Origin of the sequence: Actinoallomurus spadix (assembly GCF_024055725.1) — a bacterium.
GTDB lineage: Bacteria > Actinomycetota > Actinomycetes > Streptosporangiales > Streptosporangiaceae > Actinoallomurus > Actinoallomurus spadix.
This window is the reverse complement of record NZ_JAMXMX010000004.1, coordinates 97463-118505: the sequence shown is the minus strand read 5'-3', so window position 1 is coordinate 118505 and position 21043 is coordinate 97463. Positions and strand designations below refer to the sequence as shown.

Annotated in this window: 13 protein-coding genes, 2 pseudogenes and 1 riboswitch; of the genes and pseudogenes, 9 read left to right on the top strand and 6 right to left on the bottom strand. The window is 69.3% G+C overall.

Going from position 1 to position 21043, the window contains the following annotated elements:
• The 4 genes and pseudogenes from NE235_RS06610 (at position 1) to NE235_RS38600 (ending at position 8901) form a co-directional block, all read left to right on the top strand.
• Entirely contained in the window at positions 1-6504 is a 6504-nt protein-coding gene (locus NE235_RS06610) for an RHS repeat-associated core domain-containing protein (RefSeq protein WP_252800054.1), read from the top strand.
• 1462 nt (positions 6505-7966) lie between these two features.
• Entirely contained in the window at positions 7967-8206 is a 240-nt protein-coding gene (locus tag NE235_RS06605; RefSeq protein WP_252800053.1) for a helix-turn-helix domain-containing protein, read from the top strand.
• Between the two features lie 39 nt (positions 8207-8245).
• Positions 8246-8752, top strand: a pseudogene (locus tag NE235_RS06600) (DUF5753 domain-containing protein); the annotation flags it as partial.
• A gap of 29 nt (positions 8753-8781) precedes the next feature.
• Entirely contained in the window at positions 8782-8901 is a 120-nt protein-coding gene (locus NE235_RS38600) for a DUF397 domain-containing protein (protein WP_406567547.1), read from the top strand.
• Here NE235_RS38600 and NE235_RS06595 read toward each other — a convergent pair.
• Together NE235_RS06595 and NE235_RS06590 are read right to left on the bottom strand one after the other, a co-directional pair.
• Complete coding sequence (locus NE235_RS06595) at positions 8894-9574, bottom strand: TenA family protein (RefSeq protein WP_252800051.1); 681 nt, start codon at positions 9572-9574, stop codon at positions 8894-8896. The genes NE235_RS38600 and NE235_RS06595 overlap by 8 nt on opposite strands.
• A 61-nt stretch (positions 9575-9635) precedes the next feature.
• Positions 9636-9734, bottom strand: a riboswitch (TPP riboswitch).
• Positions 9735-10037: 303 nt separating this feature from the next.
• Positions 10038-10769: a class I SAM-dependent DNA methyltransferase gene (locus NE235_RS06590; protein WP_252800050.1), complete on the bottom strand. Its 732-nt coding sequence runs from the start codon at positions 10767-10769 to the stop codon at positions 10038-10040.
• A gap of 46 nt (positions 10770-10815) precedes the next feature.
• Between NE235_RS06590 and NE235_RS06585 the strand changes: the two genes are divergently transcribed.
• Both NE235_RS06585 and NE235_RS06580 read left to right on the top strand, forming a co-directional pair.
• Complete coding sequence (locus NE235_RS06585) at positions 10816-11457, top strand: PhzF family phenazine biosynthesis protein (RefSeq protein WP_252800049.1); 642 nt, start codon at positions 10816-10818, stop codon at positions 11455-11457.
• Between the two features lie 53 nt (positions 11458-11510).
• Positions 11511-12575: pseudogene (locus NE235_RS06580) on the top strand (rhamnogalacturonan lyase family protein); the annotation flags it as partial.
• A gap of 59 nt (positions 12576-12634) precedes the next feature.
• Here the strand turns inward: NE235_RS06580 and NE235_RS06575 are convergent.
• Positions 12635-13654 (bottom strand): pectate lyase family protein, encoded by a 1020-nt coding sequence (locus NE235_RS06575; RefSeq protein WP_252800047.1) that lies wholly within the window; start codon positions 13652-13654, stop codon positions 12635-12637.
• 335 nt (positions 13655-13989) lie between these two features.
• On the opposite strand from NE235_RS06575, the gene NE235_RS06570 reads away from it, so the two are divergent.
• On the top strand, positions 13990-15519 hold the full coding sequence (locus NE235_RS06570; RefSeq protein WP_252800046.1) for an MDR family MFS transporter: 1530 nt from the start codon (positions 13990-13992) through the stop codon (positions 15517-15519).
• A gap of 59 nt (positions 15520-15578) precedes the next feature.
• Here NE235_RS06570 and NE235_RS06565 read toward each other — a convergent pair whose 3' ends face one another.
• Positions 15579-16133 (bottom strand): Clp protease N-terminal domain-containing protein, encoded by a 555-nt coding sequence (locus NE235_RS06565; RefSeq protein WP_252800045.1) that lies wholly within the window; start codon positions 16131-16133, stop codon positions 15579-15581.
• 2 nt (positions 16134-16135) lie between these two features.
• A complete protein-coding gene (locus tag NE235_RS06560; RefSeq protein ID WP_252783236.1) occupies positions 16136-16369 on the bottom strand; it encodes an RNA polymerase subunit sigma-70 in 234 nt (77 codons plus the stop codon).
• A 200-nt stretch (positions 16370-16569) separates the two neighbouring features.
• Between NE235_RS06560 and NE235_RS06555 the strand changes: the two genes are divergently transcribed.
• Together NE235_RS06555 and NE235_RS06550 are read left to right on the top strand one after the other, a co-directional pair.
• On the top strand, positions 16570-18168 hold the full coding sequence (locus NE235_RS06555) for an acyl-CoA carboxylase subunit beta (protein WP_252800044.1): 1599 nt from the start codon (positions 16570-16572) through the stop codon (positions 18166-18168).
• A 3-nt stretch (positions 18169-18171) separates the two neighbouring features.
• Complete coding sequence (locus NE235_RS06550; RefSeq protein WP_252800043.1) at positions 18172-20100, top strand: acetyl/propionyl/methylcrotonyl-CoA carboxylase subunit alpha; 1929 nt, start codon at positions 18172-18174, stop codon at positions 20098-20100.
• Here the strand turns inward: NE235_RS06550 and NE235_RS06545 are convergent, their stop codons facing one another.
• Positions 20101-21015: an NmrA/HSCARG family protein gene (locus NE235_RS06545; RefSeq protein WP_252800042.1), complete on the bottom strand. Its 915-nt coding sequence runs from the start codon at positions 21013-21015 to the stop codon at positions 20101-20103.
• Positions 21016-21043 lie beyond the last annotated feature (28 nt).

Genomic DNA, 21043 nt, shown 5'->3' with positions numbered 1-21043 from the left:
ATGCAGATCATCCCGCACATCGCCGCGGTGCTCGTCGTGACATTGGCGGCCGGTCTGCTCTCGGCGATGCCCGCGAACGCGGTTCCGCGATGGAACCCCGCCAAGGCCCGGGAGCAGCGGTCGGTCCCCGGCCACGCGAGCGGCTACCGGTCACGTCCCGCGGCCACCGGCGGCAAGCCCAAGCCGGCACCTGCGGTGAGCTGGCCCAAGTCCGGAACCGCCGAGGTCAAGGTTCCTACGAGCGGCTCGACCCAGGCCGGTGGCCTGCCCGTACGCCTCGGCCCTCCTCCCGGTAAGAAGAAGTCCGCCTCCGCAGGCGACATGGCCTCCGGCGATGTACGACTTCGGCTGCTGGACCAGGCGGCCGCGCGACGCGCCGGGGTCGACGGTCTCCTGCTGACCATGGCGACGGCGGGGACGGCATCTCAGCCGGCCACGGCGTCACCGGCACCGGCGGGCAGTGCCCGAACGGAGGCCCGGGCGGCCGTCTCCGGCCGTCGCGGCCGGGCGCTGATGGAGGTCGACTACTCGAAGTTCCGGTACGCCGTCGGTGGCGACTGGGCCTCCCGGCTGCGACTGGTACGGCTGCCGGCGTGCGCGCTGACCAGCCCCGAGCGGACCGAGTGCCGCACGCAGACGCCGCTGGCCTCCACCAACGACGTCGCCGCCGGCAAGGTCACCGCGCAGGTCGTCGTGCCGGCGGCCCAGGGCACGTCGGGGGAGTCCGGCGTCGTCGCGCTGGCGGCCGGCGCGTCCGGATCGGCGGGCAGCTTCGCGGCGACACCGCTGGCGCCGTCCTCGACCTGGCAGGTGAGCGCGCAGACGGGCAACTTCTCCTGGTCCTACCCGTTGCGGATGCCGCCGTCGCTGGGCGGTCCGGTGCCACAGATCGGCCTCGGCTACTCCTCCAGCGCGGTCGACGGCCAGACCGCGTCGACGAACAACCAGCCGTCCTGGATCGGCACCGGGTTCGACTACTGGCCCGGGTACATCGAGCGCCGCTACCGCTCGTGCGGTGACGACTCCGGTCTCTCGCCGAAGAAGCAGGACCTGTGCTGGCGCTACGACAACGCCACCATGTCCCTGAACGGCAACTCCACCGAGCTGATCCGCGACGACGCCACGGGCGTCTGGAAGCCCAAGGACGACGACGGCTCGAAGGTCGAGAAGCTGACCGGGGCCGCAAACGGCGACGACGGCGACACCGCGGACAAGGGCGAGCACTGGCGGATCACCACGCTCGACGGGACGCAGTACTACTTCGGGCTCAACCACCTACCCGGCTGGAGCAGCGGGAAGGCGGAGACCGGCTCGACGTGGACGGTCCCCGTCTTCGGCAACGACGACAAGGAGCCGTGTCACAAGACCGGCACGGACGCAGCCGACACGTTCGACAAGTCATGGTGCCAGCAGGCGTGGCGCTGGAACCTCGACTATGTCGTGGATCCGCACGGCAACACGATGACCTACTGGTACACGCCCGAGACCAACTATTACGGGCGGAACCTCAAGTCGACCGGGGTTCAGTACACGCGCGGCGGCACGCTGACCCGGATCGATTACGGTCAGCGCAAGGACGCGCTGTTCACGTCCAAGGCTCCCTCCCAGGTCACCTTCACCACCGCCGAGCGCTGCTTCCCGACCGGCAGCATCACCTGCTCCGACGCCCAGTTCACCACGGCGAACGCCAAGTACTGGCCCGATGTCCCGGTCGATCAGAACTGCAAGTCCGGCGACTCCTGCGCGAACAAGAACAGCCCGACGTTCTGGAGCCGAAAGCGGCTGACCGGGGTCACCACGCAGATCTGGAACGGCACCAAGTACGACCCCGTGGACACCTGGACCCTGCGGCAGGAGATGAAGGACCCGGGCGACGGGACGTCCGCCGGACTGTGGCTGGACGGGATCACGCACGCTGGGAAGGTCAACGGCGACGCCGCGCTCCCCGAGGTGACGTTCGAGGGCACCAAACTGTCCAACCGGGTGGATCCGCTGCAGGGCCCGCAGATGATCAAGTTCCGGATCTCGTCCATCACCTCCGAGTCCGGTGGTGTCACCTCGGTCAACTACATGCCGGCCGAGTGCACGCAGAGCAACCTGCCGGCCGCCGAGGACAAGAACGACAAACGCTGCTTCCCGCTGTACTGGACGCCGGAGGGCGCGACCAGCCAGAAGCTGGAGTACTTCCAGAAATACCCGGTCGCCTCCGTGGTCAACGACCCTCGCATCTCCGGCACACCACCGGTCGTGACCGCCTACACGTACGTCGGCGCGCCTGCCTGGCACCACGACGACGATGACGGCCTCGTCGAGGAGAAGTACAAGACGTGGTCTCAGTGGCGCGGCTACGCCAGGGTCAAGGTCACGACCGGGCGCGACGGCGACATCCAGTCACAGTCCGAGACCCTCTTCTACCGCGGCATGGACGGCGACGAGCAGAAGGACTCGAACGGCAAGCCGACGGGCCGTCGCGATGCCTCCGTCACCGACTCCGAAGGACGCTCCGTCCCGGACGCCGACGTGCTCGAGGGGCAGGTCCGCGAGGAGGTCGTCTACGACAAGCCGGGCGGGCAGATCCAGTCGGCGACGCAGAACACGCCGTGGGTGAGCGGCGCGACGGCCAAGCGCGCCAAGTCGTGGGGCACCGCGACCGCCGCGATGGTCCGCCCGGGAACGACCGCGGTCCGGACGCTCCTCGGCGACGGCACCTGGCGGCGTACGCAGGCGGTCACGCGTTACGACGATCACGGCCTCGGGGTCGAGGCCGAGGACGACGGCGACCTGTCCACGTCCGGCGACGACACCTGCACCCGCACGACGTACGCCCGCAACGAGAGCGCGGGGATGTTCAACTACGTCAGCCGGACGCTGACCGCCTCGGTAGCCTGCCCGGCACAGGACGCCGGGCTGCCCGACGACAAGATCATCTCCGGGGTGCAGAACCTCTTCGACGGGAAGGACTTCGGAGCGGCGCCGTCCGCCGGAAACGTGACCGAGACCCGGCGGCTCACCGGATTCACCGACGGATCCCCGGACTGGCAGACCGACACCAAGACCGACTACGACGACTACGGCCGGGTCACCGCCTCGTACGAGGGCGGGAAGGCCGACCACAAGACGACCACCACGTATCACCAGGTCACCAGCGGAGGTCTGGTCGACCAGACGGTCGTCACGAACGCCCTGGGCCACACCGAGACGACCACGTATCAGCCCGCCTGGGCGGCGCGCACGTCGGTTCAGGACGCGAACGGCAGGACGACCCTTCAGCAGTACGACCCGCTCGGCCGGCTGACGAAGGTGTGGCTGCCCGGCCGTACGAGTTCGATGTCCCCGCACATGCAGTTCACCTACACCATCTCCAAGGACGAACCGGCGGTGGTGTCGACGCAACAGCTGATGTGGGACGGGTCGACGTACTCGACCTCCTACCAGCTGTTCGACGGGCTGCTGCGTCCGGTGCAGACCCAGGCCCCGGCCAAGGTCGACGCCGGCGGCACGGTGACCGGCCGCATGATCTCCGACGCGTTCTACGACTCCAGCGGCCGGGTCTTCAAGACCAACGACCCGTACTACAACGAGACCGCGCCGTCCGGCACGCTCTATGCGCCCACCGACAACGCGGTGCCCGGCCAGACCGTGACGACGTACGACGGTCAGGGCCGCCCCACCGTCGAGGCGTTCCAGAAGCTCGGTGTGGAGCAGTGGCACACCACCACCACGTACACCGGCGACAGCGTCAGCGTGGTGCCGCCAAAGGGATCGACGCCGACCACGAAGATCGTCGACGCGCAGGGCAGGACCACCGAGCTGCGCCAGTATCACGGCGCGACGATCGGCGGCGACTACGACACCACACGGTACGGCTACGACTCCGCAGGTCGCCTGGCCAGCGTGACCGACCCCGCGGGGAACGTCTGGCGGACCCACTACGACCTGCTCGGCCGTAAGACGAAGGCGGAGGATCCCGACAAGGGAACCACCACCTACACGTACACAGACCTCGACCAGGTCGAGTCCACCGAGGACGCCCGCGGCAAGAAGCTCTACTTCGACTACGACCTGCTCGGACGTCAGACCGCCGAGCACGCCGACTCCGCCGACGGGCCCAAGCTCGCCGAGTGGATCTACGACAAGATGGGTTCGACGAACGTCTTCGGTCAGGCGGTCTCATCGATCCGGTACGCCGACGGCGACCCGGACAAGGCGTACCGGACCGACGTCACCGGGTACGACGCGGCCTACCGCCCGACCGGAACGCGCGTGACGATTCCGAACGCCGACGGCAACGGCGCCCTCGCCGGGACGTACGAGACGTCGATGACCTACAACGCCGACGGGTCCATGGCGACGATGACGCTGCCCGCCGCCGGCGGCCTGCCGAAGGAGACGCTCCGCCTCGGCTATGACGACCTGGGCCGTCCCCAGACGCTGAAGGGCGCCAGCACCTACGTCGCCGACACCGGTTACGACGGCATCGGGAACCTGTCGACCCAGCTGATGGCCACGACCACCGGCGCGAAGGTGCAGCGCACCTACACCTATGAGGACGGCACCAACCGGCTGAAGAACGTCGTCACCGACCGGCAGAAGGCGTCCCCGCTCCGGGTCGAGAACACCACCTACGACTATTACGACTCCGGCGACGTCAAGTCGATCGCGGACCAGCCCGGCAACGGCCAGTCGGCGGAGAACCAGTGTTTCACCTACGACTACCTGCAGCGGCTCAATGACGCCTGGACGGCCAAGGACGCCTGCGCGGCCGCGCCCAGCGCCACGACCGTCGACACGATGGGACCCGCGCCGTACTGGCAGTCCTACCAGTACGACCTGACCGGCAACCGCACGAAGCGGACCGATCACGACCTCGACGGCGACACCAGCCGGGACGTCACCAAGACGTACGCCTACCCGGCGGCCGGTGCCAAGCAGCCGCACGCCCTGCAGTCGGTCACCACGGTGACCCCGCCGATCCCCGGTGGCAGCCCCGGCGGTACCAGCGTTGACACCTTCAAGTACGACGACACCGGTAACACCACGCTTCAGACCGTCGGCGGCGACGACCAGAAGTTCGACTGGGACGCCGAAGGCCACCTCACCGCGTCCACCAAGGGCGGGCAGACCACCTCGTTCCTCTACGACGCCGACGGCGACCGGCTGATCCGGCGCGAGCCCGGCGCCACGACCCTCTACCTCGGCACGATGGAACTTCGCCTGGAGGGCTCCAGCGTGACGGGGACGCGCTACTACACGCTGGGCGACGACACCGTGGCCGTACGGACGGCGAACGGCGTGCAGTTCCTCGCCGACGACCAGCACGGCACCGCCACCCGGGCCATCGACGCCACGACCAACCAGGTCACCAAGCGGTACTACGACCCGTTCGGTGCCCAGCGCGGCACCCAGCCGACGAACTGGCCGGGCGAGCGAGGGTTCCTGGGCGGCACCAAGGACGACTCGGTCGGCACCACGCATCTCGGAGCACGTGAGTACGACGCCGAAGACGGGCGCTTCCTGTCAGTGGACCCGGTGATCGACAGCAGCGACCCGCAGCAGATGAACGCGTACTCCTATGGCGAGAACAACCCGGCGACGCTCTCGGACCCGGACGGCACACGCCCGGACATCTGCATGGGCGGCGGAGACCCTAAGGCGTGCAACGCCTGGGGCGCGGGCCAGTTCCACCGGATGTACCCCGACTGGAAGCCCCCGCACGGCACTCCGTACGGGGACATCTACTACCACGAGGGCGCCTACTCGCAGGCCGCGGCGGCCGCGCGGCAGCGCGCCGCCCAGGTCGCCGCCCTCAAACGGCTGTGGGCGGCACAGCAGAAGAAGATCCAGCTCAAGCGGAAGCTCGCGAACGCGCTGGGCTCCCTGCTGAAGATCGCCGCGGACGAGCTCGGCATCACGGCCGGCATCGACTGCTTCGCCAAGGGAGACATCGGCGCCTGCGGCGAGACGGCGCTCAACGTCCTGTCCAGCTTCGCCGGCGGCCTGCTGGGCAAGTTCGCGACAAAGTACGCAGCCCCGTGGAAGTGGGCTAAAGCGGCCAAGCTTATCGGTTCTGTGTCTAAGCTTGTCGGTACGGTCGTATCGGCGATCAAGGATCTCGTGAAGGTCGGTAACGAGGTCGGCTCGGCCGAACGGGCGTTGAAGAGTCTCGGGAGGGGATCAAGCCTCTTCGGGAAGCGCTTCGGTAGAAGACAGCCAGAGCCGCCTGCCGCTAACGGAACCGTTGGTGATCTCAGAGGCATTCCCCACGATTTTGTCGATGATGCGGGTAACTGGGTCCCAGACAAGCTCAAGCGAGGGCTTGCTCGCTCGCTAGACGACGATGATCTTTTGAAATCAGTCTTCACTCCGGACGACGGTGTGCACATGACCTATCATGATGGTCACATGATGGAGGGTAGCCATCGCATGGCTGAACTGCTACGTCGTGCCGGTGATCCGAATTCATCTATCACACACGACACTCCTATCTATGTAGACGGGTGGTAGGCGAGTGTTCGCTCGTCGCTTGTTCGGCCTATCTCTCTCTGGTGTGCGAAGGATTGACTATGTTCCCCTAGTGCAGGCGATGCGAGCCGCAGAGAGCATCAAAGGTTTGGCGCATGGAAATCGGGCATGGCTTGAGGAGCGACTAGGTGATGTTGAGCACCTCTATCTTGTTCGACTTCCACGCCGCGATCACCGAGGCTTTGTGAAGTGCGCGCTGATTATTATAGGCAAGAGGAATCGAGGTGTTTGGATGCATCTTGATGTGAGGCGCGGCATGTTTTCGAAGCTCCCTCGGATCAGTGCTTCAGAGATTGAGAATTTGGCGTTGAATTTGGCGGTTCGGCTCCCCTTTGTGCGAATGTCTGGAGATCCTATGTTCGATCCCGGCATCGGGTTCGATTCTGTCGAATCCTGAAGTCGGCATTCATGTTGCGAGCTCGATAATAAGGCTTCGAATCGCCGCGCAGTGACGTTCGACCTGAGCTCTAAGGATGCGGCCTGATCTTTCGGGGTTGGCTGGTGGCTTGGGTGGTGTTGTAATCCTTTGCCTTCCGTGGCCCGACGGCCTGCGACCTGGCCGCAGGCTTGTGATCCACGATGCCAACGACGTGATGCGCTTGACCCGCCGCAGTCTCAGGGGCCGAGCCCGACTGAAGGTGCTGGTAGATGAGCCCGGACTTGCAAGTCAGATGAAGGTCCTGCTGCTTCCTGGTGAATTAATGCTTACTCCTTCGGCAAGGCAACTAGGAGGAGGCCGGCGAAACTGTCGGACGGTGCCTCGCTGTTCGATGTCGTGTCCTGGTGGTGGATTTGCGGAGACCGATAACGTGATGGAAAATGTATGAGTAACTGGGGTTATGGCCATTAGGTGACGACACTGTTGCGGATTTCGTCGATGAACTCGACGGGGCGCTGAGGGGGACCGTCTCGATACGTTACAGACCGTGTTGTTTAAGGCGGCGCAATGTGTCGGCCGCCTCGATAGTCCACGAGTCGAACCGGCCTTGGCGGCCGCGGCTATCGTTGCGCAAGGATTGCCGATTGGGCATGGATTTCGAGCTCCACATTATGGGCCATCGGAGTCGCTCCCTCCAGCAGATGGTGCCATTCATATGGCATGCGAAGTTGTCGGTTGCGGCCTCGAGCATATTAATGATGTAAAGGAGTGCTGGTTGAGAGGCCTAAGTGGGCTGGTGTCGATGGCTTGAGCCCATCGATAAGGTGCCTTACTCTGCAAGGTGAGGAAGTGCCCCATGGCTTATACGGCCCATCCGGAAGACGAATGGTCCCCTGTCGACCGGCACTCCTGCGGCCCGGCCCGATGTATGGAGCCGTCTGGAGTGGTATCGCTCTGGGGTCACCGTGCCTGTCTGGGTGAGTTTCCGGGAATCGACGGCGTTACGTCGCCCGAGCATCTACTCTCCGTGAGTAGTCACTCACGCTGGATGCGCAAGGAGAGCCGATGTCGGTCATCCGGGCCCCGCTCAACCCGAAGGTCTCGCTGTGGCACATGCTGGCCTACCTGCTCAGGTGGGAGCGCGAGAAGAACGGCCTGTCGCTGGCGCAGTGGGGCAGGATCGCCACCGCTGCTCCGTCGACGGTCTCCAACGTCGAGGCGGGCCGAAGGAAGATCGATGAGAGGCAGGCGAAGATCCTCGATCGCCACTTTCAGACCGGCGGCCTCTTCGAGCTGCTGCTCTAGTACGCGCAGAACGGCCACAACCCCGACTGGGCCCAGTCCATCACCGCGTACGAGGCCATGGCCGCGGTGATCAGGATCTACCAGGGCCAGTACATCCCACCTCCGTTCCAGACCGAGGACTACGCGCGAGCCCTTCTGCTGGCCGGCAGCGACGGCAAGGACCTCGACGAGACACTCAAGGCCAGGATGGAGCGGCAGGCCGCCATCGTGGACAGGCCGGATCCTCCCTATGTCTGGCTGCTGCTGGACGAGGAGGTCCTGGAAGACTGCATCGGCGGCCCCGAGGTCATGCAGGCGCAACTCCGGCACCTGCTCGAACTGATGCGGCGGCCGAACATCTCCATCCGCATCATCCCGCGCTCGACAGGCGCCCATATCGGCAAGGACGGCCCGTTCCGCATCATCACTGTCGATTCCCGCGATATCGCCTACGCTGGAGCGGCGAGAGGCGGTCGGCTGATCGAGATGGGCGGCGAGGTCGAAGAGTTCAAGATGGACTTCGACCGGATCGGGCACCAGGCGGCCTCCGAGAATGCCTCGCGCGTCATGATCGAACGCCGATTGGAGGCCACCGAATGGCGATGCAGTGGCGCAAGAGCTCAGTTAGTGGCGGGGTCAACGACGAGGCGTGCGTGGAGGTGGCGTCGCTGACTTCTCAGGAGGTCGCCGGTCTGTCCGCGCGGCGGCCTACCTGAGCCACCCGGCGGTGGGCCACGTCTCACGCCGCCAGGCGCTGTCCCAGAACATCCACTCGTACTCGGTGGCGCGGAAGAAGGCGCGGGTCATGGCCTCGCGGGTCGCAGGGTCGGTGGTCGCGGCCAGGCGGTCGGTGATGTCCTTGGCGCGTTCGGTCGACTCGGCGAAGGCCGGGTCGGAGTAGGTCGCGATCCACGCGCGGTACGGATGGTCCTCGACGCCCGCGGTGTTCTCGAGCAGGGCCGTGCCCACGTCCTGGTACACCCAGAAGCACGGCAGCACCGCCGCCGCCAGCACCGGGTACGGGTCGGCGAGGGCCGTCGCCTGGAGGAACGACGCGTAGCCGAGACAGGTGGGGGAGGTCTCGATGCCCGCCAGGTCGTCGGCGGTCAGGCCGAACTCCTCGATGTACCCGGCGTGCAGCGTGCGTTCCGCCGCCAGCGCGGCGTGCGCGCTCTCGGCGAAGAAGACGGCGTCGTCGGTGTCGGTGGCCCGTGTCGATGCCGTCGCGAGCGCCCGGGAGAACGCCTCCAGGTAGCGGGCGTCCTGCACGATGTAGAACGCGAACCGCTCACGCTCCAGCGTGCCCGCGCTGAGGGCGGTGTTGAACGGGTGCTCGTGGATCGCGCGGAGCAGCCGGGCCGAGCGCTTCCACACCTCGTCGCAGAACATCGGGATCTCCTTCAGCGGTCGGCGGACGGCAAGGCGCGGACGCTCGACGGCACCAGGAGGAATCCGGTCACGATGACGTCCCTTCGCTAGTCCGAACTAGATCAGGTTCGACGGGTGTGTTCTCAGCCCGGAACATCACCGGGCACCCCGCGTCAACGCCGACCGTAACAAGGATCGGCCGGAGCCTGCCACTCGCGGTGGCGCCCGGACCGGACCGGACCGGAACGTGGCCGCCGGTCCGATCGCTACGGAGCTGCGCGGGCTTACGCGCGCCACATCAGAGGGTGAAGGTCGTCCGTGCTGAGCAGGCGCAGCGGTCTCGCCCGCGTCGCCGTGACCTCGGAAGGGGTCACGCAATGCTCGCAGTAGCTGATCTCGACGGGGAGTGGATATCGCGCGAAGACGGAGTAGAGCCGTTCTACGGCATCAGCGAGATCTGGGAGATCGATCACGTCGGACGACGTTACGGCCTACCGGTTTCCGCGGTGGGTTTTCGCGCGAGGACGAGCCGGTAGCGCGGGGCGCCGTCGGCGCGCCGGCCCAGGGGCGTCAGGGGGACCGTCGTCACGGTGAAACCGGCCGCCGTCAGGTCGTCGCGGACCGCGCCCAGCGGGCAGGTGCGGTAGTACATGACGAACGGGGGACGCCACACGGCGTTCCGGACCCGCATGGCCAGGTCGAAGCCGAGGAGCGCCCAGTACCAGCCCGACGTGATGGGCGGCGGCGCGCCGAGAGGGAAGGCGAACAGCCCACCGGGGCGCAGCGCGCGGTACACCCCGGCGAACAGCGCGGGCCGGTCGGCGGGCAGGAAGTGCCCGAGCGCTCCGAAGCTGACCGCGAGGTCGAATGCCTCGGCGAAGGGCAGGGCCCGGGCGTCGGCCCGTACGCAGGCGGCGGCCGGGTGCGCTCGGCGCGCCTGCGCGAGCATGCCGGCGCTGAAGTCGACGCCCGTGATCCGTTCCCGGCACAGGGAGTCGATGACCCGCAGGCCCGCGCCGGTGCCGCAGCACACGTCCAGTCCCCGGCCGAACGGCCCGAGCGGTCGCAGCGCGTCGGCGGTCGCGTCGAGCACGCCGTCGGGGGTGCGGAACGGCGTGTGGTCGAACTTCGGGGCCAGCAGGTCGTAGCCGCGTTCGACCGAGGAGAGCGCCTGGATCGCCAGTTCACGCAGCGATGGGCCGTGGGGCGAGAACACCGGCCAAGGGTAAGCCGGAGCGGCGAGGGCGTGCTTCACTTCGCGGATGACCGAATACGACGTACTGCGCGTCTTCTGCGGGCCGGACGGCGACGACGGCAACGAGCTCGGGGTCGTACGGGACGGGGCCGCCGTTCCCGCGGAAGACGAGAGGCAGGCCTTCGCGCGGAGGCTCGGGTTCAGCGAGACGGTCTTCGTGGATGACCCCGAGCGCGGGGTGATCGACATCTACACGCCGACACTGCGGCTGCCGTTCGCCGGGCATCCCTGCGTCGGCACGGCCTGGCTGCTCGGGCTCCCCGCGCTGATCACCCCGGCCGGGCGGGTCCGCGCGCGGCGCGACGGGGAGTGGGCGTGGATCGAGGCGCGGGCGGAGTGGGCGCCGCCGCGCACGCTACGGCAGTACGGCTCGGCGGCGGAGGTCGACGCGTTGCCGGTGCCGCCGCCGGGGGAGTGGATCTACGCGTGGGCGTGGCAGGACGAGGCGGTCGGCCGGGTGCGGGCGCGGGCCTTTCCCGGGCGCGACGACGGGATCGACGAGGACGAGGCGACCGGCGCGGCGGCGCTGCTGCTGACGGCGCGTCTCGGCCGCGCCCTGACCGTCACCCAGGGCCGCGGCTCCCAGATCGTGACCGCTCCGAGGCCGGACGGCCTGGTCGAGGTGGGCGGCCGCGTCCGCCCCGCGTAGCTCGGGTTCCCCGTTGAGGGTGCCGCCGTCGTGGTCTCGATGCCGGCCCGGAGTACCTCACGATGTTCAACGGGCAGACCGGCGCGGCGATGCAGACGGTGGACTACGTCCCGGCGCGCGGCACGGTGTCGAGCTGGGGCGACGGCTACGGCAACCGGGTCGACCGGTTCCTCGCCGGCACGGCGTACGTCGACGGGCAGCGGCCGAGTCTGATCGAGGCGCGCGGCTACTACACCCGTACGGTGATCAGCGCGTGGGACTGGCGGAACGGCGCCTTCACCCGCCGCTGGACCTTCGACACCAACAGCTCCACCAACTACGGCAGGGGCTACGACGGGCAGGGCAACCACCAGCTCGCGGTGGCCGACGTTGACGGCGACGGCCGGGACGAGATCGTGTACGGCGCGATGTGCGTCGACGACAACGGCGCCGGGCTGTGGACCACGAAGAACGGCCACGGCGACGCCATGCACGTCGGCGACCTGGACCCGAGCCGCCCGGGGCTGGAGGAGTTCAAGGTCGACGAGGACTCGTCCAAGCCGAGCTCCTGGTTCGCCGACGCCCGTACCGGCCAGGTCATCTGGCAGACCTCCCCGAACGGGGACAACGGCCGCGGCGTCTCCGACGACGTCTACGCCGGCAGCGCCGGGGCGGAGTCGTGGTCCGCGGCGGCCGACGGCCTGCGTGACACCCACGGCAACGTGGTCGGCCGTAAACCGTCCTCGACGAACTTCCTCGTCTGGTGGGACGCCGACCCCGTACGGGAACTGCTCGACGGGACGCACATCGACAAGTACGGCACGAGCTCCGACACCCGGCTGCTGACCGGCGCCGGGGTCGCGTCCGACAACGGCACCAAGTCCACGCCGGCGCTGTCGGGCGACATCCTCGGCGACTGGCGCGAGGAGGTCGTCTGGCGGACGTCGGACGGCACCGCGCTGCGGATCTACACGACGACGGCGGTCACCGACCGGCGGATCGTCACGCTGATGCACGACACGCAGTACCGCACGGCCATCGCCTGGCAGAACACCGCGTACAACCAGCCCCCGCATCCGGGCTTCTTCATCGGGAACGGCATGGCCGAGCCCGCCCGGCCGAACGTCTACACGCCCTGACACAAGGGAAACGGCCGTGGCGGGGTGGTCCGCCACGGCCGTTCCTCACGGCGTCCGGGTCAGGAGACCTTGCCGACGCCCGCGCCGGCGGTGACGGTGGACTTCACCGACGAGGCGGACTCGGCGGAGTAGGAGTAGGGGATGCTCGCGACGCTGGAGGAGTTCCGGGTCGCGATGCCGCCCGAACCGGTCAGGTAGTTGCCGTCGGCCTTGATGTTGCCGTCCGGCGAGTCGCCGGTCTGGGTGACCGTCGGGTTCTTGACGTTCTCGAAGTAGTTCTTCTCGACGAAGACGCCCGCGTTGCAGGTGGAGGCGACTCCGTAGCTTGTGACGGCGCCGTAGTAGTTGTTGAAGACGTGCACCGGGTTGCCGAACCGGACGCGGGGGTGGCGCTGGGTGGTCTTGTCGAACCAGTTGTGCACGTAGGTCACGCGCAGGTGTCCGAGGTCCTCGGACGAGTTGTCATCGGAGTGGCCGAGCAGCGCGGTCTTGTCGTGGTTGTGGAAGTGGTTCCACGACACGGTCGCGTAGTCGGACGCGCGCTTGATGTCGACGAGCCCGTCATAGGCGTTCGACAGGTCGTTGTGGTCGATCCACACGTTCGTGGAGTACTGCACGTTGATGGCGTCGTCGGCCGAGCCGGTGAAGGTCAGGTTCCGGATGATGACGTTCTTGGCGTTGGTGACGTTGAGCCCATAGCCGGTGATCTTCCCGGCGGTGCCGACGCCGATGATCGTCTTGTTGGACGTGACCTTCGTCATCGACGACAGGGAGATCGAGGCGTTGACCTTGATGACGTACGAGCCGCTGCGCGAGGCGTAGTCGGTCAGCTGGGACGCGGTCGTCACGGTGACGGTGGTGCCGCCCGCGCCGCCGGTCGTCCCGCCGTTCATGCTCGCGAAGCCGACGGGGCTGGACTCGTACGCGGCGGCCGCCGGGGCCGCGGTGCCGGTCGTGGCGGTCGCGCCGGTGCCGGTCAGCGCGCCGGCGCCGGCGGCGAGGCAGAGGACCGCGGCCGCGCTCAAGGGGCGCAGGGGAAGCCGCCGGATCCGGGCCGTGCGCTGCGTGTCGTTCCCCATGGGGAACCTCCTCCAGGGGTCGGTGGTGCGGTGGAAGCGGGGTGGAAAAGGTTTTCCTCTCGCAGAGTCGCGCCGCCTTTCGGAAGCCGTCAACGCGTCCCTGCAACCCCGCTGCCACGGGCGGGCCGGCCCTGCCGCCCGTCCCCGATCCACCAGCGTGAACGCGTGACGGCGCCTTGGCGGATCCCTGACAGATGCCGTGAAAGTTTCATTACGAGGTGGCTGTAACGCTTCGACGGAATGGTCCCTGGTCTGAAATGGTTGTTGCGGCTAACGGCCGGTCGTCTCCTGCGGAGGGGTGACCGGTCTCGCGTTGCCGGGCGAAGGGACATGGAGTGACGACGACGAACTCCCGCGAGGCCGCCCAGGGTGTGGGCTTCCGGTCCGAGCGGGGACCCGTGCTGGCCGCGCTGATGCTCAGCACCGGACTCGTCGCCCTGGACAGCACGATCATCGCCACCGCGGTGCCGTCCGTGGTCCACGACCTCGGCGGCTTCACGCAGTTCCCGTGGCTGTTCTCGATCTACCTGCTCACCCAGGCGGTCAGCGTGCCGCTGTACGGCAAGCTCGCCGACGTCTTCGGCCGCAAGCCGATCATGTTCTTCGGCATCGGAGCGTTCCTGCTCGGCTCGGTGCTGTGCGGGTCGGCCTGGAGCATGCTCAGCCTCATCGTCTTCCGCGCCGTGCAGGGCATCGGCGCGGGCGCAGTCCAGCCGATGAGCATGACCATGGTCGGCGACATGTACACCGTCGAGGAACGCGCCCGGGTGCAGGGCTACCTCGCGAGCGTCTGGGGGATGTCCGCCGTCGTCGGGCCGACCCTCGGCGGCGTGTTCTCCGACTACCTGTCCTGGCGCTGGATCTTCTTCATCAACCTGCCGCTGGGCGCCTTCGCCGCGTTCATGCTCGCGAAGCGCTTCACCGAGTCGGTCGAACGACGCTCACACCGCATCGACTACACCGGCGCGGTCCTGCTCACCATCGGCTGCTCGCTGGTCATCCTCGGCCTGCTGGAGGGCGGGGTCTCCTGGGGCTGGGCCTCGGCACCGAGTCTCCTGATCTTCGCGGTCGGCCTGGCCGCCCTGGTCGCCTTCTGCCTGGTCGAACGCCGCGTGCCCGAGCCGATCCTGCCGCTCTGGGTCTTCCGTCACCGCGTCCTGGTCGGCGCGACGCTGACGTCCGTCGTGGTCGGCGCGGTGACGATCGGGCTCAGCTCGTACGTTCCGACGTACGCCGAGGGCGTGCTGGGCACCAGCGCCCTGGTGGCGGGCTTCGCGCTCGCGGCGCTCACGGTCGGCTGGCCGATCGCCGCCTCGCAGGCCGGGCGGATCTACCTGCGCATCGGGTTCCGCGACACCGCGCTGATCGGCGGCACCGTCGCGGTGGCCGGGACGCTGCTGTGCCTCCCGCTCAGCACCTCCGCGAAGGTCTGGGAGGTCGCCGCCGCGTGCTTCGTGATCGGCATCGGAATGGGTTTCACCGCGAGCCCGACCCTGGTCGCCGTGCAGTCGGTCGTCGGCTGGGAGCACCGGGGCGTCGTCACGGGGAACAACATGTTCGGCCGGTCACTCGGCAGTGCCGTCGGCGCCGCCGTGTTCGGCGCGATCGCCAACGGCACGCTCGCGCACCGCTTCGCCCACCCGCCGGCCGCGCTCGCCGGCCGCATCGGCCGGGGCGTCGACGCCACCAGCGTGGTCTCGGCGGGCCGGGGCGGGGCCACGGACCCGGGGGTCGCGGCGTTCGTCCGGAACTCGCTGAACCACGCGAGCCACAACGTCTTCCTCACGCTCGCCGCGCTGGCGGTCCTGGGCATGGCCGCCATCGCCCTGATGCCGCGCCGGACCGAGCCGCTCGACCTCGTCTGATCCTCGGTCGGCCGAAGGTCCGGGGCGCCACCGGAACCTTCGGCCCCGACCGATCTTCGTCAGGCCGCCTTCGGCGGGATCCGCCGGGTGACGTCGGCGCGAAGGGCGGTCAGGTCGATGCCGGCGCCGGTGAGGATTCGGGTCGCCGCTCCGTCGCCTTCGCGGATCACACCGAGCAGGAGGTGCCCGGAGCCGATGTACCGGTGCCCGAGGGCGAGAGACTCGCGCAGTGACAGCTCCAGGACCTTCTTTGCCCTCTTGCTGAGTGGAATGTGGCCCTTTCGTGCCTCACGATGGGCTTTCGGGGCCAGGGCGCCAGGACCGAAGCTGGCCTCGGTCGCCCGGCGAACCTCGTCCAGGTCGATCCCGATCGTGGCCAGCGCCTCCTGGTCGAGCCCGTTGTCCGGCGGCCCAGTGAGAAGGCTGATCCGCTGGTTGATGTCCGACCCTGTGACGCCTTGGGCGAGCAGCGCCTGCGCCGCGGGTCCGTGTCCTTCGTTGAGGAGGGCGAGCAACAGGTGCTCGGTGCCGACGAACCGGTGATGCCGGCGCCGGGCCTCCTCCTGGGCCAGCCGAACCGCCTGCCGGGCGTCGTCGGCGAACCGTTCGAACATCCCTACCGCTCCTTTCCGAGGATCCGCCGGCCACCGCCGTACTTCTTGTGGACCGCCTGCCGGCTGACGCCGAGGCAGACGGCGATCTCCTGCCAGGACCATCCCTGGTCGCGCGCGTTCTCCACCTGCAGCCCCTCGAGGCGCTCGGCGAGTTCGCGCAGTGCGCGCACCGCTCGCAACCCGATCGCCGGGTCGCGGCTGCCCGCCGCCTGGGCGAGCTGGACTCCGTCGTTCATGCCGTCAACATAGGTTGACAGCCATGGGGATGTCAACTCAGGTTGACGCGCTCTGTGGACGGCCCGCGCCGGGCGCATCACCGGGACGGCTCGCCGGTCCGCATTCCGAATGAGATTCGACTCACGCGCCCGGTGAGCTTCCGCCGCACCACGGTGGTTGGACATACTCGACGCACGGCTCACCGTGACGGAGGGACGGAATGACGGTTCTCCCCAGCGCGCTGGACACCGCCGGGCCGGACTACGCCGCCCGGCGGGCGGCGATGCTGGCCAGACTGGCGGAGCTGGACGCCGAGCACGCCAAGGCGGTCGCGGGCGGCGGCCCCAAATACGTCGAGCGCCATCGCGGGCGCGGCAAGCTGCTGGCCCGTGAGCGGATCGAGCTGCTCCTCGACCCGGACTCCCCGTTCCTGGAGCTGTCGCCGCTGGCCGCCTGGGGCACGGACTTCACGGTCGGCGCGAGTGTCGTCACCGGGATCGGCGTGGTCGAGGGCGTCGAATGCCTGATCTCCGCCAGCGACCCGACCGTACGCGGCGGGTCCAGCAACCCGTGGACGATGCGCAAGTCGTTCCGCGCCGCCGAGATCGCGCTGCGGAACCGCCTGCCGGTGATCAACCTGGTCGAGTCGGGCGGCGCCGACCTGCCGACCCAGAAGGAGATCTTCATCCCCGGCGGTCGTACGTTCCGCGACCTGACCCGGCTGTCCGCCGCCGGCATCCCCACCATCGCGCTGGTTTTCGGCAACTCCACCGCCGGCGGCGCGTACCTCCCCGGCATGAGCGACTACGTGGTGATGGTCAAGGACCGCGCCAAGGTCTTCCTCGGCGGGCCGCCGCTGGTCAAGATGGCCACCGGCGAGGAGTCCGACGACGAGAGCCTCGGCGGCGCCGAGATGCACGCCCGTACCAGCGGCCTGGCCGATTACATGGCCGCCGACGAGTACGACGCGCTGCGCATCGGCCGCCGCATCGTCGCGCGCCTCAACTGGCGCAAACAGGGCCGTGAGCCGCTGCCCGTACGCCCCCCGCTCCACGACGAGGACGAACTGCTCGGCATCGTCCCGGAGGACCTGAAGATCCCCTTCGACCCGCGCGAGGTGATCGCCCGGATCGTCGACGGCTCGGACTTCGACGAGTTCAAGCCGCTGTACGGCGCCAGCCTCGTCACCGGCTGGGCGGTGCTGCACGGCTACCCGATCGGGATCCTCGCCAACGCGCGCGGCGTGCTGTTCAGCGAGGAGGCGCAGAAGGCCGCGCAGTTCATCCAGCTCGCGAACCAGAGCGGCACGCCCCTGCTGTTCCTGCAGAACACCACCGGCTACATGGTCGGTGCGGAGTACGAGCAGGGCGGCATCATCAAGCACGGCGCCATGATGATCAACGCGGTGTCCAACAGCCGGGTCCCGCACCTGACCGTGGTGATGGGCGCGTCGTACGGCGCGGGCAACTACGGCATGTGCGGCCGGGCGTACGACCCGAGGTTCCTGTTCACCTGGCCGAGCGCCAAGTCGGCGGTGATGGGCCCCGCCCAGCTCGCCGGCGTGCTGTCCATCGTCGGGCGCCAGGCCGCCCAGGCCCGCGGCCAGATCTACGACGAGGAGGCGGACGTCCAGATGCGCGCGATGGTCGAGCGGCAGATCGAGGCCGAGTCGCTGCCGTTCTTCCTGTCCGGGCGACTGTACGACGACGGCGTCATCGACCCGCGCGACACCCGTACCGTCCTCGGCCTCTGCCTGTCCGCGATCAACAGTGCCCCCGTCGCCGAGCGCCCGGAGGGCTTCGGCGTGTTCAGGATGTAGGCGATGATCTCTCGACTGCTCGTCGCGAACCGTGGCGAGATCGCCCGCAGGGTCTTCCGCACCTGCCGCGATCTCGGCATCAGCACGGTCGCCGTGTTCTCCGACCCCGACGCGTCCCTGCCGCACGCCGGCGAGGCCGACCTGGCCGTGCGGCTGCCGGGCGCGGCCCCCGCCGACACCTACCTCGACACGGAGGCGATCGTCGCGGCGGCCAAGGCCACCGGTGCGGACGCGGTCCACCCCGGCTACGGCTTCCTGTCGGAGAACGCCGCGTTCGCCGAGGCGGTCCTCGCCGCCGGGCTCACCTGGGTCGGACCGCCCCCGGCGGCGATCGCCGCGATGGGCTCGAAGATCGAGGCCAAGCGGCTCATGGCCGAGGCGGGCGTGCCCGTCCTCCCGGAGCTCGACCCCGCGACGGTGCGCGCGTTCCCGGTGCTGGTCAAGGCGTCGGCGGGCGGCGGCGGCCGGGGCATGCGGATCGTCCGCTCCGCCGGGGACCTGCCCGGCGCGGTCGAAGGAGCCCGGCGCGAGGCGGCCTCGGCGTTCGGCGACCCGACGGTCTTCTGCGAGCCGCTGCTGACCGGCGCCCGGCACATCGAGGTGCAGGTGCTCGCGGACTCCCACGGCACGGTGTGGACGCTGGGGGAGCGGGAGTGCTCCATCCAGCGGCGGCACCAGAAGGTCATCGAGGAGGCCCCGTCCCCGGCGGTCGACGCCGCGCTGCGCGAGCGCCTGTCGGACGCCGCGGCCGCCGCCGCCCGCGCCATCGGCTACACCGGCGCGGGCACCGTCGAGTTCATGCTGGCCCCCGGCGGGGAGTTCTTCTTCCTCGAGGTCAACACCCGGTTGCAGGTCGAGCACCCGGTCACCGAGTGCGTGTACGGCGTGGACCTGGTCGCCCTGCAGATCGAGGTGGCCGAGGGCGCCGCGCTCGGCGACCCGCCGCGGCCGCGCGGCCACGCGATCGAGGCGCGCCTGTACGCCGAGGACCCGGCCGAGGACTACCGCCCGCACAGCGGCCCCCTGCACGCCTTCGAGATCCCAGGGGTGGACGCGGAGTTCGCCGTCCCCCCTGGACACGGGCTGCGGCTGGACGCCGGTGTCGTCTCCGGCAGTGTCGTCTCGACGCACTACGACCCGATGCTCGCCAAGGTCATCGCGTACGGCCCCACCCGCGCCGCCGCGATCCGCCGCCTGTCCGCCGCCCTGGCCGGGGCCCGCCTCCACGGGCTCGTCACCAACCGCGACCAGCTCGTCACCACGCTCCGCCACGACGCCTTCCGCGCCGGCGACACCGACACCGGCTTCCTCGACCGGCACCCGACCACCGCGCCGCTCGCCGGCGAGGACGCCGTACGCCTGTCGGCGCTCGCCGCCGCCCTCGCCCGCGCCGCCGCCAACCGGCGCGCGGCACCCGTCCTGCGCGCCCTGCCCAGCGGCTGGCGCAACGTCCCGTCCCAGCCGCAGCGCACCGTCTTCGCGGAGGCGGAGGTCGCCTACCGGCTGACCCGCGACGGCCTCACCGCCGAGGGCCACCCGGACGTCGCGCTGGTCTCCGCGGAGCCGGACACGGTGGTCCTCGATCACGACGGCGTACGGCTCCGGTTCGCCGTGGCCTGGTACGACCGGCGCGTGCACGTCGAGTCCGCCCTCGGGCCCGTGACGCTCACACCCGCCGAGCGGCTGCCCGACCCCGCCGAACAGGTCGCCCCCGGCACGCTCCTCGCCCCGATGCCCGGTTCCGTCGTACGGGTGGCGGTGCGCGAGGGCGACACCGTCGAACGCGGGCAGCCGATGCTGTGGCTGGAGGCGATGAAGATGGAGCACCAGATCCTCGCCCCCGCCGCCGGGATCGTCACGGCCCTACACGCCGAGGTCGGCCGCCAGGTAGAGACCGGCACCGTCCTCGCCGTGGTCACGGAGGGACAGTGATCACGAGGCGGTGAGGTGGGCGCGGAGGGCGGCGGCGCCGGACTCGGCGAGCCAGCCGGCGAAGGTGCGCAGGCCGGGGTGGATGACCCGCAGCGTTTCAATGTCGGCGTGCCAGCGGGAACCGGCCTCCCAGCGTCTCCTCGTCTCGGCGGGGTGCGGGCCGAGCGCGGCGGCCTCCTCGTCGGTGAGCCGCTCGTAACGAACCGGGATGCCGGTCGCCTCACTGATCGCGGCGGCCGCCTCGACCGGGGTCGGCTCGTCGCCGGCCAGTTCGAGGGTCCGCCCGGCGAACCGCGCCGGGTCCGCGAACGCGAGCGCGGCGAACTCGGCGACGTCCTCGAGCGCGATGACCTGCATGGGCTCGTGCGGAGGGAACAGGTGCCGATGCACGCCGTGGGAGATCCCTTCGAAGCCGAGAGCTCCGTCCGCGAGATAGTTGGTCATGAACCGGACCGGGCGCAACACGGTGGGCAGCGCGATGTGGTCGCGCAGGTACTCCTCGATCAGCGCCTTGCCCTCCGGGACCCGTGACGCGGCCGACGCCGAGGCGACGGTGCTGAACACGACCTGCTCGATCCCCGCTTCGGCCGCGGCGTCGATCAGCGCCCGGCCGCGGGCCGCTTCCAGCCGTGTCTCAGGCCCGGCCGGTCCGAAGGCCACGGGCGGTACGCCGAACACGGCGGCGGCGCCGTCGAGCGCGGGCCGCAGGCTCGCGGGATCGTCGAAGTCACCGCGCACGAGCCGGGCGCCCGCGGCGGCCAGCTCGACGGCGGCGGGCGCGGCCGGGTCGCGCACGAGGGCGCGCACCGGCCACCCTCCGGCGAGCAGCCGGCGGACGGTCGCACCGCCCTGCTTGCCGGTGGCGCCGGTGACGAGGACGGGACGGTCCGGGTCGCCCGCTTTCGCGGTGGTCATGGTGTCTCCTCCGGGGAAGGTGGATACT

Excerpts from the sequence above, each read along its gene's own strand:
- NE235_RS06585 (WP_252800049.1), top strand. The coding sequence starts at position 10,816 with ATGACCGAATACGACGTACTGCGCGTCTTCTGCGGGCCGGACGGCGAC.
- NE235_RS06610 (WP_252800054.1), top strand. The coding sequence starts at position 1 with ATGCAGATCATCCCGCACATCGCCGCGGTGCTCGTCGTGACATTGGCG.
- NE235_RS06555 (WP_252800044.1), top strand. The coding sequence starts at position 16,570 with ATGACGGTTCTCCCCAGCGCGCTGGACACCGCCGGGCCGGACTACGCC.
- NE235_RS06595 (WP_252800051.1), bottom strand. The coding sequence starts at position 9,574 with ATGTTCTGCGACGAGGTGTGGAAGCGCTCGGCCCGGCTGCTCCGCGCG.
- NE235_RS38600 (WP_406567547.1), top strand. The coding sequence starts at position 8,782 with ATGGCGATGCAGTGGCGCAAGAGCTCAGTTAGTGGCGGGGTCAACGAC.
- NE235_RS06575 (WP_252800047.1), bottom strand. The coding sequence starts at position 13,654 with ATGGGGAACGACACGCAGCGCACGGCCCGGATCCGGCGGCTTCCCCTG.
- NE235_RS06545 (WP_252800042.1), bottom strand. The coding sequence starts at position 21,015 with ATGACCACCGCGAAAGCGGGCGACCCGGACCGTCCCGTCCTCGTCACC.
- NE235_RS06560 (WP_252783236.1), bottom strand. The coding sequence starts at position 16,369 with ATGAACGACGGAGTCCAGCTCGCCCAGGCGGCGGGCAGCCGCGACCCG.
- NE235_RS06550 (WP_252800043.1), top strand. The coding sequence starts at position 18,172 with ATGATCTCTCGACTGCTCGTCGCGAACCGTGGCGAGATCGCCCGCAGG.
- NE235_RS06565 (WP_252800045.1), bottom strand. The coding sequence starts at position 16,133 with ATGTTCGAACGGTTCGCCGACGACGCCCGGCAGGCGGTTCGGCTGGCC.
- NE235_RS06605 (WP_252800053.1), top strand. The coding sequence starts at position 7,967 with ATGTCGGTCATCCGGGCCCCGCTCAACCCGAAGGTCTCGCTGTGGCAC.